Origin of the sequence: Pseudobutyrivibrio ruminis AD2017 (genome assembly GCF_000424305.1) — a bacterium.
In the GTDB taxonomy this organism is placed as follows: Bacteria; Bacillota; Clostridia; order Lachnospirales; family Lachnospiraceae; genus Pseudobutyrivibrio; species Pseudobutyrivibrio ruminis_B.
This window is the reverse complement of record NZ_AUJQ01000005.1, coordinates 221,081-235,734: the sequence shown is the minus strand read 5'-3', so window position 1 is coordinate 235,734 and position 14,654 is coordinate 221,081. Positions and strand designations below refer to the sequence as shown.

At 39.0% G+C, this 14,654-nt stretch carries 13 protein-coding genes and 1 other RNA gene; 1 reads left to right on the top strand and 13 read right to left on the bottom strand.

From position 1 onward, the window contains the following. Nucleotides 1-2: 2 nt before the first annotated feature. From G611_RS13880 to pckA, 11 genes are all read right to left on the bottom strand, one after another. Nucleotides 3-491: a hypothetical protein gene (locus tag G611_RS13880; protein WP_051195066.1), complete on the bottom strand. Its 489-nt coding sequence runs from the start codon at nt 489-491 to the stop codon at nt 3-5. A gap of 60 nt (nt 492-551) precedes the next feature. Next, nucleotides 552-1,493, bottom strand: coding sequence for a 16S rRNA (cytosine(1402)-N(4))-methyltransferase RsmH (gene rsmH, locus G611_RS0104630; protein ID WP_028242639.1), 942 nt, complete (start codon nt 1,491-1,493; stop codon nt 552-554). Further along, nucleotides 1,494-1,925 carry a division/cell wall cluster transcriptional repressor MraZ gene (mraZ, locus tag G611_RS0104625; protein ID WP_028242638.1) on the bottom strand — a complete coding sequence of 144 codons (432 nt, stop codon included), beginning with the start codon at nt 1,923-1,925 and terminating at the stop codon, nt 1,494-1,496. A gap of 245 nt (nt 1,926-2,170) precedes the next feature. Beyond that, a complete protein-coding gene (gene lgt / locus G611_RS0104620; RefSeq protein WP_028242637.1) occupies nt 2,171-3,037 on the bottom strand; it encodes a prolipoprotein diacylglyceryl transferase in 867 nt (288 codons plus the stop codon). Nucleotides 3,038-3,061: 24 nt separating this feature from the next. Continuing rightward, nucleotides 3,062-3,409: a PilZ domain-containing protein gene (locus G611_RS0104615; RefSeq protein WP_028242636.1), complete on the bottom strand. Its 348-nt coding sequence runs from the start codon at nt 3,407-3,409 to the stop codon at nt 3,062-3,064. Nucleotides 3,410-3,433: 24 nt separating this feature from the next. Next, nucleotides 3,434-5,794, bottom strand: coding sequence for a phenylalanine--tRNA ligase subunit beta (gene pheT / locus G611_RS0104610; RefSeq protein ID WP_028242635.1), 2,361 nt, complete (start codon nt 5,792-5,794; stop codon nt 3,434-3,436). Nucleotides 5,795-5,808: 14 nt separating this feature from the next. Further along, a complete protein-coding gene (gene pheS, locus G611_RS0104605) occupies nt 5,809-6,864 on the bottom strand; it encodes a phenylalanine--tRNA ligase subunit alpha (protein WP_028242634.1) in 1,056 nt (351 codons plus the stop codon). Nucleotides 6,865-6,886: 22 nt separating this feature from the next. After that, nucleotides 6,887-7,918 carry a tRNA preQ1(34) S-adenosylmethionine ribosyltransferase-isomerase QueA gene (gene queA / locus G611_RS0104600; RefSeq protein WP_028242633.1) on the bottom strand — a complete coding sequence of 344 codons (1,032 nt, stop codon included), beginning with the start codon at nt 7,916-7,918 and terminating at the stop codon, nt 6,887-6,889. Between the two features lie 60 nt (nt 7,919-7,978). Further along, nucleotides 7,979-8,854 carry a YihY/virulence factor BrkB family protein gene (locus tag G611_RS0104595; protein WP_028242632.1) on the bottom strand — a complete coding sequence of 292 codons (876 nt, stop codon included), beginning with the start codon at nt 8,852-8,854 and terminating at the stop codon, nt 7,979-7,981. Nucleotides 8,855-8,970: 116 nt separating this feature from the next. Then, nucleotides 8,971-9,154: non-coding RNA, 6S RNA (gene ssrS / locus G611_RS15580), on the bottom strand. A 135-nt stretch (nt 9,155-9,289) separates the two neighbouring features. Beyond that, nucleotides 9,290-10,903: a phosphoenolpyruvate carboxykinase (ATP) gene (gene pckA / locus G611_RS0104590; RefSeq protein WP_028242631.1), complete on the bottom strand. Its 1,614-nt coding sequence runs from the start codon at nt 10,901-10,903 to the stop codon at nt 9,290-9,292. A 235-nt stretch (nt 10,904-11,138) separates the two neighbouring features. Here pckA and G611_RS0104585 point away from each other — a divergent pair, with 235 nt between their 5' ends. Next, entirely contained in the window at nt 11,139-12,512 is a 1,374-nt protein-coding gene (locus G611_RS0104585) for a citrate/2-methylcitrate synthase (protein ID WP_028242630.1), read from the top strand. 169 nt (nt 12,513-12,681) lie between these two features. Here the strand turns inward: G611_RS0104585 and gdhA are convergent, their stop codons facing one another. Next, nucleotides 12,682-14,043: an NADP-specific glutamate dehydrogenase gene (gene gdhA / locus G611_RS0104580; protein ID WP_028242629.1), complete on the bottom strand. Its 1,362-nt coding sequence runs from the start codon at nt 14,041-14,043 to the stop codon at nt 12,682-12,684. Between the two features lie 104 nt (nt 14,044-14,147). Next, nucleotides 14,148-14,648 carry a Gx transporter family protein gene (locus tag G611_RS0104575; protein ID WP_036948098.1) on the bottom strand — a complete coding sequence of 167 codons (501 nt, stop codon included), beginning with the start codon at nt 14,646-14,648 and terminating at the stop codon, nt 14,148-14,150. Nucleotides 14,649-14,654 lie beyond the last annotated feature (6 nt).

Genomic DNA, 14,654 nt, shown 5'->3' with positions numbered 1-14,654 from the left:
TTCTATGGAATATCCTGGTACTGAGACATATAGTCCGAACCATCTACATTATAATACACTATTTGGCTATTGGTTGCATACACCATTCCCAACTCATTTATGGCTTTATCTTTAATTTCTGAAAGATTTGTTGTGGTGGCCATTCTACTTTCTGCTGCCTTGTTGTCAGCATTAACTGTAGAAAGCTCATTCTGCAAATCTGCGATATGATTCATTCTAGTTGTAACATTTGTCTGTAAACCTACATATCCTACAAGCATAAGGCATGTGAGAATAACAGCTGCAATCATATATCCTGTTAATAATCTATTTTTTCTAAGTGCCGCAGCACGTCTTCTGTCTGTAATCTTCTGTCTGCGAAGTGCTTCTTCACGTTTTTCACGCTCACGCTGCTTACGTGTAGGCAGACTTCTAGCAGGGCTTAATACATATTCGGTCTCCTTTCGTACCGCATTACCCTGATTGTAATAATAAGTTCTTACTTCCTGCATTTCCTAACTCCTGATTTATCGCACAAAAAACTAGATGTACTCCCGTAATACATTATTAGATTAAGAATCCCTTCTCTCAAAAACTCTAAGCTTTGCACTCTTTGACCTAGAATTTTCTTCCAACTCTTTATCCGAAGGAAGGATTGGTTTTCTTGTAATAACCTTTCCTTTTGATTTTTTGCCACATACACATACTGGAAAATCCTTTGGGCATGTGCATGGATCTTCATTTCTCTTAAAAGCTACTTTTGTTATTCTGTCTTCCAACGAATGGAATGTAATGATGCATAATCTTCCGCCTGGATTAAGCAAATCAATCATGTCGTCTATATGATCTTCTAATACTGTTAACTCCCTGTTTAGCTCAATTCGAAGAGCCTGATATGTACGCTTAGATGGATGTCCCTGGCCTACCTGAGCTTTTTTAGGAATACTTGCCGCAATGATTTCATTCAACTGCCCAGCTGTAAGTATTGGCGCAACCTCTCTAGCCTTAACAATGTTTTTAACGATTTGTTTTGAGAATTTCTCCTCGCCATATGTGAATAGGACTCTTGTCAAATCCTCTGGCGAATATGTATTAACAATATCCGCAGCAGTCATGTCCTTATCCTTGTCCATTCGCATGTCTAATGGCGCATCATCTACCCTGTAAGTAAAGCCTCTGTCGGCTTCATCCAGCTGAAAGCTTGATACTCCAAGGTCAAGCATAATGCCATCGACCTTTGTGATACCCTGCTCACCGAGTTTTTCTTTCATAAACTCATAGTTGCTATGGATAGTGGTAACTCTGTCCTTAAAAGGAGACAATCTTTCCCCCGCTGCCTTAAGAGCATCAGTATCCTGATCAAATCCATATAAATGACCTGTGGTAAGACGGCTGGCAATTTCATATGAATGTCCGCCTCCACCTAATGTACCATCTACATAGATTCCATCTGGCTTAATATTCAAATTATCGATTGTTTCGTTTAATAAAACTGAATAATGATTAAATTCCATTTAAATTCCCAATCCTAACTCAGCCATGTGTTCAGCTATCTCATCCATATCATCGTAAGTGCCTTCATCCTGCCATCTTTCCTTAGACCAGATTTCAATTCGATTAAGCACACCTACAGAAACTACTTCTTTATCAATCCCAGCGTATTCCTTAAGTGTAGCTGGAATTAGTACTCTTCCCTGTTTATCAACATCGCATTCGGCTGCTCCTGCGAAGAAGAAACGAGAGAATTTTCTAGCGTCCTTGGTGGTAAGTGGTATTTCTCTGAATTTCTCTTCGATATTCTGCCATTCGCTCATTGGATATACGAATAGACAACCATCGAGTCCCTTAGTGGCTACGAAATGCTCTCCAAGCTGTTCACGAAACTTAGCAGGCATAATTAGACGATTCTTCGCATCTATATTGTGACTGTATTCGCCAATGAACATATCAGCATTTCCTCCTTTCCACCACTTTGTGACACTATTTAACCACTTTCCTCCACTTTTAACTACATTTTATACTATAAATTCCTCCAGTGCAAGGCGCAAGCCGTGAAAAATCAATGTTTTCTGGCCATTTCAATATGTGGTGTAAAGTGGAGGACTTGAGCACAAAAAGCACAAGATATGACAAAATAGGTATAAAAAAAAGACATTGGATTACCAATGTCTTTAAAAAAATACACAAATTTTTAACTTTTTACGAGTGGTTTTCTCTTTAAATGATAAATAAAGAGTCCGCTACCAAGTACAACCAACAGTGCTGCAAGTAACTGTGACACAGGAAGCTGTGTACCCCAGAACTTAAGTTGGTCTGTACGAAGTCCCTCTATCCAGAAACGTCCTGCTCCATATACGATTAAATATGTAAAGAAAACATATCCATCGAACTTCTTATTCTTTCTAGTGCAAATCAAGAAAATTAACAATCCCAAATTCCACAATGATTCGTATAGAAATGTTGGATGAACAGAAATGTAATTGATACCGTCAACATTTACCATATTTGTCAGCATTTCTGTAGTTACATCTGATTGTGAACGAACTGCATCTAAAGGAATTAGCATAGCGAATGGCCCATCTGTATATTGTCCAAAGGCTTCGCGATTAAAGAAGTTGCCCCATCTACCACAGATTTGACCAATAATTACGCCAAACATAGCTACGTCCATAACCTTGAGGAAGTCCAATTTCTTAACCTTTGAAATAATATAAACACAAGCAATGCCAAAAAGTACGCCACCATATATGGCTAGTCCTCCTTGCCTTATGTTTAATACGCTTAAAGGATTATCCTTGTAGTAGTCCCAGGCAAAAATAACATAGTATATTCTAGCCCCTAGCACTCCTACAACAATCGTTATAATACAAATATCTAAAAACTGGTCCTCATTAAATCCTACTCTTTTTGCTTCTTTAAGAATAAAGCTTACGCCAATCAGCATCCCGATAGCAATTATTACCCCATAAAATGCAATGAAAAAGGATCCAATATAGAATCCTTTTTCAACATGATCAAGTGTAATATGCAAATTCGGGAAAATAATACTAGTATTCACAATAATTACTCTCCCACCAATTAACTAATCTGCATCATTAAAGAGCTGATAAATTTCAATCTTTAATGCGTCTGTATCTGTCATCCCAACAAAAATACATCCGTACTCTGTAACGCCATTATCCAGTTCGTTAAGTCTGACAACCTTAAATACAGTATCGATTGTCTCCTTAGTCCAAATCTGAATCTTTGCATCAAAGCATGCGCCTACATCAAACTTTACGTTTGGTACTCTGAAAGCTAAACCCGTCTTTGAAATATTGACTACATCAACTTCCATATATTTAACAGTAGTGATGTTGTCTTCGTCAATTCTTTCGATTTCGACCTTTACGTCAATATCCAATCTTTTGTGTTTTCTCTTTTCTTCCATTCTCTTGCCTCCCACTAATAAAAATTAACCCTTAAGATTAATGCCTTTATTCTTCAGCTTTTCAATTATCTCATCAACAACTGCCTGAACCTCATCATGAGTAAGTGTACGTTCGTCATCTCCAAACAGAAGTCTTACTGTAATTGACTTGCCAGAACCATCTGAATAAATATCGGCAACCCCTACCTTCTTCAGGATAGATCCTGCTGTTTCTTTTATTGTATCATTTATTTCTGAAAATTTCTCTGCTATAAATGATAAATCTACTTCTATTGAAGGATATTTTGAAGGTTCAACATAAGAAATGTTGTTTTGAGCTATATTTGCAAGAAGTTCAATGTCGATTTCTGCAAATACAATAGCTGCCTTCTTATCAATCTTCTTAGAAACAAGTGGATGTGCAACACCAAGCTTACCAATCTGAACGCCATCAAGAATAAGTGCATTCAAGTTCTTAGGATGCTCGTATGAATGTGTTGCCTCAAGCTTCTTATATGTAAGAGCCTTATGTCTAACATCTTCTACTGTCTCAGCAAGCATATCACGTAATTCAAAGTAAAGCTCTTCAAGAGACTTTGTCTTTGAGAATAAAGTGATGCAAAGCTTCTTGTGTTCATCACAAAGACCGTCTTCCTTGAGACCTTCAACTACACGGCCAACTTCGAAAATACCAAAGTCTGTATCATAGCCTGTGTTGTAGTTAACCTGGCAAAGCTGTGTAGGAATGATTGAACGACGAAGTGTTTCAATGTTAGGGTTTGTAGAGTTAGCAAGCTTAACATTCTCCTCTACTTCCATTCCAAGCTTCTTGTATTCATCAGCATACTGCCATACGTAAGAATGAACCTCGTGAAGTCTGAACCTCTTAACAAGGATGTCCTTAATTCTGTCTTCTACGTTTTTATCCTCTGCCATACGAACTGGGTAAAGAGGTGCATTTGTTGTAGAAAGTTCGAAGTTATCATATCCATAGATACGTGTGATTTCTTCGATGATATCTGCCTTAAGGCTGATATCCTTAGTTGCACGATAAGATGGTACATCTACATGGAAGTTATCCCCATCCTGTGTTACCTTAAAGCCTAAAGCTGTAAGAGTATCCACAATGTGCTCATTTGTGATTTCAATTCCAGTGTACTTATCCACAAAGTTCTTATCAAAATCAAGGGCAACATGTGGATAATGGAATGGATAATCATCAGTAAGTGCGGATACAACCTTAACTCCTGGGTCGATTTCTGTTAAAAGCTTCATGAAACGAGCGATGGCAACTGTTGTCATCTCTGGATCAAGACTCTTTTCATAACGAGCAGATGCATCTGTTCTGTGAGCAAGACGAACTGCGCTCTTTCTGATTGAAGCTGCATTAAATGTAGCAGACTCAAGTGTAAGTGTTGTTGTATCTTCAACGATTTCTGAATCAAGACCACCCATGATACCAGCGATAGCAACTGGTGTATCGCCATTGCAAATCATAAGTGTGTTCTCATCGATGTTACGCTCTACTCCATCAAGTGTTGTAAATGTAAATGGCTTGTCAAATCTCTTAACACGAATCTTTTCTGCCTTACGTGAATCGAATGCGTGCATTGGCTGGCCCATTTCAAGCATGATGTAGTTTGTTAAATCTGCAAGAAGGTTGATTCCTCTCATGCCGCAGTAGAATAAACGAATACGCATATTCATTGGTGCAACATTCTTTTCGATGTTCTCTACCTTAAGAGATGAATATCTCTGGCAAAGCTCATCCTCGATTTTAAGGTCAACCTTTTCAAGGTTATCGTACTTGCTTAAATCAAGTGTAGGAAGTTCCTTAAGAGGACGCTTTGCGATTGTAGCGAACTCTCTAGCAATTCCGTAGTGTCCCCAAAGGTCAGGACGGTTTGTAAGTGATTTGTTATCTACTTCGAAGATAATATCATCGATTTCGTATAAATCCTTAATATCAGTACCATTTGCTACATCCTCAGTGATGTCCATGATACCGTCGTTGTTATCAGAAATTCCGATTTCCTTTTCAGAACAGCACATTCCAAAAGAATCATATCCAGCAAGTGGTCTTGGAGCGATTGTGATATCACCAAGCTGTGCTCCTACCTTAGCAAATGCTGTCTTCATGCCAACGCGAACGTTTGGTGCACCACAGACAACATCTGTAAGCTTACCATCGCCAGCGTCTACCTTTAAAAGATGAAGCTTCTTAGATTCTGGGTGTTCCTCTACTGATTTGATTTCAGCAACAACTACTCCAGATAAATCCTCACCTTTGTGGAAAATATCGTTTTCAACCTCTGCTGTTGCAAGAGAGAACTTAGCTATAAGCTCCATCTTGTCGAGACCTTCAAGGTCAACGAAATCAGAGATCCAATTCATTGAAATAAACATTACCGCGTCCTCCCTTATTGTTCATCATCTGTGAACTGAGCAAGGCTTGAAAGATTTCCGCTGTTCAGGTCACGAATGTCTTTTATTCCGTATTTCATCATTGCAAGTCTTGTAAGACCAAGTCCGAAAGCAAAACCTGTATATTTGTCAGGGTCGATACCGCCCTCTTCAAGAACCTTAGGATGAACCATTCCACATGGGCAAAGCTCAAGCCATCCAGAGTGCTTACATGAAGGACATCCCTTACCGCCACAGTTAAGGCAGTTGATATCAAGCTCGAAGCCTGGCTCCACGAATGGGAAGAAACCTGGACGAAGTCTTACCTTAATGTCTCTTCTAAATACTTCTGAAAGCATAGTCTTCATGAAGTAGATAAGGTTTGATATAGAAATATCCTTACCTACCATAACACCTTCCATCTGGAAGAATGTGTTCTCGTGACAAGCATCTGTAGCTTCGTTTCTGAAGCAACGACCTGGGAAGATAGCCTTAATTGGAGTACCATCTTCAAGTAACTGCTTACGATATTTCTTGTAAATAGCGTTCTGAGCAGCTGTAGTCTGAGACTTAAGAAGCTGTCCATTTTCAAGATAATATGTATCCTGCATATCTCTTGCAGGGTGATATTTAGGGATGTTAACTGATTCGAAGCATTCGTAATCAGTAACAACCTCGCTATAATCCTCTACTGTAAAGCCCATAGACTTAAAAATAGTCTCGCACTGACGCTGTACAAGTGTGATTGGATGAAAGCTACCCTGATCAAAATGCTCTGGAAGTGAAATATCAAATTCAGGAACCTTATCAATTTCCTTCTGAAGCTCAAGTGCAGCAATCTCTTCCTTCTTCTCAGCTATTTTTTCAGCAACTGTGTTTTTAAGAACGTTAATCTTCTGGCCAAACTCTTTCTTTTCTTCTGCAGAAAGCTTGCCCATTTCCTTCATAGCAGCTGTAACACTGCCCTTCTTACCTAAGTATGAAACACGAATATTTTCAAGTTCTTCAGAATTCTTGATATTCTGAAGCTCTGCCTCAAACTTAGTGCTCAATTCAGATATAATATCTAACATGGCTTCCTCCCTAAACATAAATCTATAATTCTGTAATCAACATTGCATCTCCAAAGGAGAAGAATCTGTATCTTTCTTTAACAGCCTCTTCATAGGCAGCAAGAACATGTTCTCTACCTGCAAGGGCTGATACAAGCATAATCAATGTAGACTGTGGTAAATGGAAATTAGTAATCAGTCCATCAATAACCTTAAACTCATAGCCTGGGTATATAAAAATCTGAGTCCATCCGCTCTTTGGAACAAGTGGCTTGCCAGCTTCGGCAGCTGATTCCAAGGTACGAGTACTAGTAGTACCAACAGAAATAACTCTTCCGCCCTTAGCCTTTGTATCGTTAATGATATCGCAGGCCTCCTGGTTAAGAATGTAATATTCTGCATGCATGTGGTGGTCAAGAACCTCCTCTTCCTTAACAGGTCTGAATGTACCAAGACCTACATGAAGAGTAACCTCTGCGATTCTGACACCCATAGCTTTAATTTCTTCAAGAAGCTCTGGTGTAAAATGTAAGCCAGCAGTTGGTGCTGCAGCTGAACCATCATATTTTGCATAAACAGTCTGATATCTGTCTCTATCTTGAAGCTTATGAGTAATATATGGTGGAAGTGGCATTTCTCCAAGCTTATCAAGAATCTCTTCAAAGATGCCATCATAGCTAAATTCTATAATTCTGTTTCCTTCGTCAACAATATCGACGATTTTACCCATTAAAAGTCCATCACCAAATGAGATTTCCATACCTGGGCGAGCCTTCTTACCTGGCTTAACCAGACATTCCCACTGATTGTCACTGATTCTTCTTAATAGGAGAATTTCTACTTTTCCACCAGTACCAACTCTGGCACCGTATAATCTTGCTGGGATAACCTTTGTGTTATTGATAACCAGACAATCTCCTGGCTTAAGGTATTCCTTAATATCATAGAAATGCTTATGAATTGTCTCACCTGTATTCTTATCCAAAACCATAAGTCTTGAATTGCTTCTTTTTTCTAGAGGGTCCTGAGCGATGAGCTCCTCAGGAAGCTCGTAATCAAAATCTTTTACTAACATAAAACTTCTTTCTAATAATAAACCTGTTAATTGCTTTTCAGCTCAAACTAGTATATCACGCTAATTATTTTCAGTCCACTTTATATGATGCTTCTGTTTGATTCTTTCGATAAATTTCTTCCATGCAAGACCAAAAGCTTCCGCAAAAAAGACATTTGCTTCTGCTGCCATCAGCATGAAATACATACAAAAGTACAACCAAAACATAAACATCATCATGGTAGCAAAGGCACCATACATAGAATATGTATTAAAAATCTTTACCCATATTGCAAGAATCAAACTGAAAATATACCAGCTAGTGGCACATATAAATCCACCAGGAAGCTGACTAAAAAATGTAAGATGCTTGTTAGGAAGCACCGTAAATAAAAACGTAAATACGATAACTAGAAATATGAATACAAACAGCCATCTAAATAATGGTCTGATACCAACTACATAGGCCAGAAAGCCATAATAGTTTTTAGCATAGTACTGCAACTTCTGGGTAAATACAAGCATCAGCATGATTACAATGATAACAGATAGCAAAATCAGCGTGTAAAAAATTGCTTTGAATCTTCTTAAAAACCAATTTCTGGTTTCTTCGATTTTGTTTACCTGATTAAGGCCTACCATAAGATTCTGGAAGGCTTTTCCAGATGCCCAAATAGCCATGATAATAGAAATGGAAATCATTCCAACTGAGGCCTGTGTAATAAGGCCCATAAATCTTGCTATGTATGGCGAAAAAGTATCTGGCAGAACATCATAAATTATTTCATTCATGTATTCATTTATGGATGGCACATAGCCTGCCGCCCAAACAAGAAGCATCATAACAGGAATAGCTGACATAATCATAAAATACGCAGTCTGTGCAGCGTAAGCTCCGATGTTATCTCTTCCGCATTTATCTAAATAAGTTTTTCCATAACCTAAAAAAGTCCACATAAAAAAATCTCCTCAGTTTCTAATTCTACCAAATTCGAAAGGCAACTTAAAGAGGGTTAGTTTTTATTAAACAAAAAAAGAAGCGCTTAATGCGCTTCCTATAGATTTCATTCAAAACCTAACCCGGAGGTGCCGGGCCTATCAATTGACTCCTAGCTCTAGCTAGGTGGATCGCCGCAACTAATCTTTTGTCTTCCTCTGCGTAATGAAGGCCTGACAGCCAACTAGAAATATAGGCATTCCGTTTAAAGTAAATGTAGGTTCAAAAAGGATAAGTTAAATCGTACATCCCAGGTTAGGCCAAAACTCGGTATATTTACTACCTGCAATTATACTACTACATAATTGTGATAAAATAAAGAACCATTTTTTACCAAATAAAGCCCAAAGTGTCTTTATCACTTCGGGCTTTAAAACCGTTAATTAGATTACAAATTATAACTGTGGACCTGCAGAAACAAGTGCCTTACCAGCTTCGTTTGTAGTGTACTTAACAAAGTTCTTGTTGAATCTAGCAGCAAGATCCTTAGCCTTCTCTTCCCACTCAGAAGCGTTAGCATATGTATCTCTAGGATCAAGAATCTTAGGATCTACTCCTGGAAGCTCTGTAGGAACTTCAAAGTTGAACATAGGAATTGTCTTTGTTGGAGCCTTCTTGATATCACCAGAAAGGATAGCATCGATGATACCTCTTGTATCCTTAATTGTGATTCTCTTTCCTGTTCCGTTCCATCCTGTGTTAACAAGGTAAGCCTTTGCTCCAGACTTCTCCATCTTCTTAACAAGCTCCTCAGCGTACTTTGTAGGATGAAGCTCAAGGAATGCCTGACCGAAGCAAGCAGAGAATGTAGGTGTAGGCTCTGTGATACCTCTTTCTGTACCAGCAAGCTTAGCTGTGAAGCCAGAAAGGAAGTAGTACTTTGTCTGCTCTGGTGTAAGGATTGATACTGGAGGAAGTACTCCAAATGCATCAGCTGAAAGGAAGATTACGTTTTCAGCGTCAGGGCCAGCAGAAACCTTATTTACCTCAGCTGCAATGTTGTTGATGTGCTCGATTGGATAAGATACACGAGTGTTCTCTGTAACGCTCTTGTCATCAAAATCAATCTTGCCATCAGCAGCTACTGTTACGTTCTCAAGAAGAGCATCTCTCTTGATTGCATTGTAGATATCTGGCTCAGATTCCTTATCAAGACCGATAACCTTTGCATAGCAACCACCTTCGAAGTTGAATACGCCGTTATCATCCCAGCCGTGCTCATCATCACCGATAAGACGACGCTTTGGATCTGTAGAAAGTGTAGTCTTACCTGTTCCAGAAAGACCAAAGAAGATTGCTGTGTGCTTTCCATCCATATCGCAGTTAGCTGAGCAGTGCATTGAAGCCATACCCTTAAGTGGAAGGAAGTAGTTCATCATTGAGAACATACCCTTCTTCATCTCTCCGCCGTACCATGTGTTGATGATAACCTGCTCGCGAGATGTGATATTGAAAGCTACGCAAGTCTCAGAGTTAAGACCAAGCTCCTTGTAGTTTTCTACCTTAGCCTTAGAAGCGTTGTAAACTATGAAATCTGGCTCGAAGTTTGCAAGCTCTTCTGCTGTAGGCTTAATAAACATATTTGATACAAAGTGAGCCTGCCAAGCAACCTCAACGATGAAACGAACTGCCATACGGCTGTCCTTGTTAGCACCGCAGAATGCATCTACTACATAAAGATCTTTATTTGAAAGCTCTTTCTTAGCGATTTCCTTAACTGCTGCCCATGTCTCTTCGCTCATTCTGTGGTTATCATTTGGATACTCCTCAGAAGTCCACCATACAGTGTTCTCAGAATTCTTATCTACTACGATAAACTTGTCCTTAGGTGAACGACCTGTATAGATACCTGTCATAACATTAACAGCACCAAGCTCTGTCTCTTTACCTTTCTCATAACCCTCTAATGAAGGATTCATCTCTGCCTTATAGAGATCCTCATATGAAGGATTATGCACAATACTAGTTGTTCCTGTGATGCCATACTTAGTTAAATCAACATTAGCCATCTTGTCATACCTCACTTTTCTATTTTTATTTATTAGTTCACTCTAATCCAAATTTGGTAGTATAAACTAATTTTCGCTAAGTATCATTTTAATTTTTCGACATTTTAAAGTCAATCGTTTAAACAAAAAATTGTTTTCACATTTATACAATAATCAGCTATAAAACTTGTGCAATTACACTGTTTATGGTAACATACTTTAAATCACTTTAGTGTGTTAAAGGAGGAAATTTGTTATGGCAATCGAAAACTTCAGCGAAATCACTCCAGAGCTAGAAAAGCTTGCGGAGCTTTCTAAAAAATCCTCATATATAGACCCCGAATTATATACCACCTACGACGTAAAACGTGGTTTGCGTGACTTAAATGGTAAAGGTGTTCTTGTTGGTATCACTGAAATTTCAGAAGTTAATTCTAAGAAATTTGTTGATGGCAAAGAAGTGCCTTGCGATGGTCAGCTTTTTTATAGAGGCTACAATGTTCAGGATTTAGTTAAGAACATTCCATTAGAACAACACTTCGGTTTCGAAGAGTGTACTTACCTTTTATTATTTGGAACTCTTCCTACTGCGGAACAGCTTGAAGAATTCAAAACTCTTTTAGCAAATTATCGTTCTCTTCCACCAAACTTTGTTAGAGATATGATTATGAAAAGTCCATCAAAGGATATGATGAACTCTCTTGCAAGATCAGTTCTTGCTCTATATTCCAATGATGACAGAGCGGATGATACATCTGAGCCAAACGTACTTAGACAGTGCTTACAGCTTATTGCCTGCTTCCCTCTGCTTTCAGTTTACAGTTATGCTGCTTACGATTATTACTATAATGATGCATCGCTCATCATTCATCAACCTAGACCTGATTATTCTACAGCAGAAAACATATTACATTGCTTAAGACCAGACAGTAAATTTACTCCACTTGAAGCCAAGCTTTTAGATGTAGCTTTAATCCTTCATATGGAGCATGGTGGTGGTAACAACTCTACATTTACCACTCACCTGGTTTCATCTTCTGGTACAGATACATACGCTGCTATTGCTGCAGCATTAGGTTCTCTTAAGGGCCCTAAGCACGGTGGTGCAAATATTAAGGTTGTTAAGATGTTCGAAGAAATGAAATCCGTTTTAAAGGATTGGGATGATGAAGAAGAGGTTAGCGAATATTTACGCGCCCTACTTCATGGAGAAGCCTTCGATAGACAGGGCCTTATTTATGGTATGGGACATGCTATTTATTCTATATCAGATCCTCGTGCTCTTACCTTCCACTCTTTCGTGGAAAAGCTTGCTGTTGAAAAGGGTATGGAAAAGGAATACAACCTTTACGAAACAGTCGCAAAGCTTGCACCAAAGATTATCGCTGAGGAGCGAAAGATTTATAAGGGTGTTTCACCAAACGTGGATTTCTATTCAGGATTTGTTTATCAGATGCTTGGTATTCCAAGCGAGTTATTCACTCCAATATTTGCCATAGCACGTATCGCCGGCTGGAGTGCACATAGAATGGAAGAGGTTTGCCACAAGGGTAAGATTATGAGACCAGCCTATATGACTGTATGTCCACATAAGAAATACATTCCTATCGAAGACCGCGTTGTAGATTAAACCGTAAAGCAAAGAGCTAGCTATAATTTCTCATAGCTAGCTCTTTTTATACTTAGAAAAACAGAAAATCTCCTGTAGGTAACAAGCTATTGTATTTCTTAAGCGAGACATGTTGTCGAGCGTAGAAATATAATGCTTGTTGCCGTAACAGGAGATTTTCGTCATTTAATTAATACGCAATACCCTGTGCCATCATGGCGTCAGCAACCTTCTCGAAGCCTGCGATGTTAGCGCCTGCAACATAGTTGCCTTCCATTCCGTACTTCTTAGAAGCATCATCACAAGCGTGGAAGATTCCTTCCATGATTCCCTTAAGCTTAGAATCAACTTCCTCAAATGTCCAGTGGAGTCTCTCAGAGTTCTGTGACATCTCAAGTGCAGATGTAGCAACACCACCTGCGTTAGCAGCCTTAGCTGGTCCAAAGAGCACGCCAGCAGCCTGGAATGCTGCAACTGCTTCTGGTGTAGAAGGCATGTTAGCACCTTCTGCTACTGCTGTTACACCGTTAGCGATAAGCATCTTAGCATCTTCTTCGTTAAGCTCGTTTTGTGTAGCACATGGAAGAGCAATGTCTACCTTGTACTGCCATACACCGTGCTCACCGTTCTTCTTCTCGTGGTACTCAGCTGATGGACGAGCTGCAGCGTACTCAGTAAGACGAGCTCTCTTAACTTCCTTAACTTCCTTAAGAAGTTCAAGATCGATTCCTTCTGGATCATAAATCCAGCCTGTAGAATCTGAACATGTAACTGGCTTAGCGCCAAGCTGATATGCCTTTTCGATAGCGTAGATTGCAACGTTACCAGCACCTGAAACTGCTACTGTCTTACCCTTGAATGAATCATTCTTTGCAGACTTAAGCATTTCCTGTGTGAAGTAGCATACGCCGTAACCTGTAGCCTGTGTACGAGCTAAAGAACCACCGTAAGATAATCCCTTACCTGTAAGTACACCTGTGAATTCGTTGCGAAGTCTCTTGTACTGACCGTACATGTAACCGATTTCGCGAGCACCAACACCGATATCACCAGCAGGTACATCAGTATCAGCACCAATATGCTTAGCAAGCTCTGTCATAAATGACTGACAGAATCTCATGATTTCCATATCTGATTTACCCTTAGGATCGAAATCAGAACCACCCTTACCACCACCGATAGGAAGTGTTGTAAGTGAGTTCTTAAAGATTTGCTCGAAGCCTAAGAACTTAATAACTGATAAATTTACTGAAGGGTGAAGTCTAAGACCTCCCTTGTATGGTCCGATGGCTGAATTAAACTGAACTCTGTATCCACGGTTGACCTGAACCTTGCCCTGGTCATCTACCCATGATACTCTGAACTGGATAATACGCTCTGGCTCAACGATACGTTCAATAACGCCAAGCTCCTCAAGCTTAGGATTAGCAGCAACAACTGGCTCTAAAGACTCTAAAACCTCGCTAACTGCCTGAAGGAATTCCTTCTGTTCTGCGTTTCTTGACTCAAGTCCGTCATAAACGCGCTGTAAATAACTACTTTTAAATTTCATTACAATATCTCCTTTCAGATTCTGTAGTTCAGATAAAAAATCTAGTACAGATTTTACATCATTCACCACTTTAATGCAATAAAGTTTTCTAAAAAACTATCACATTATTTTATATCAAACAGTCTTCCAACCCTAGCGGTTATCATACCGGATATAACACCAATTACTATACCTGAAATTGTTCCAATTACAATAAGAAATGGTAAATAATAAATAAGACTTGCTGTATCTAGTACAAGCATAGCTACTAGTATCTGCCCAACATTGTGGAATACACCGCCTAAAACACTGACTCCAGTTATAGAAAAGAGCTTTGTTCTCTTGGCAATTATCATTACCAAAAAGGAAAGCATTGCACCAGCCATGGAATATATCATCATTGCAAGATTACCGAAGGTAAGTCCTACAAGAATGACACGAACTAAAGAAAGCAAAAATGCATTTTTATTACCAATTGTATAAAGTGCAACCATAACTACTAAATTGGCAAGACCAATTTTAGCACCTGGAATACCTATACTAAGGGGTAGCAAAAACTCCACATAGGAAAGCACAAATGCAAGAGCTATAAATAATCCTAAATAAGCAACTTTTTTAGTGTTCATGTGACC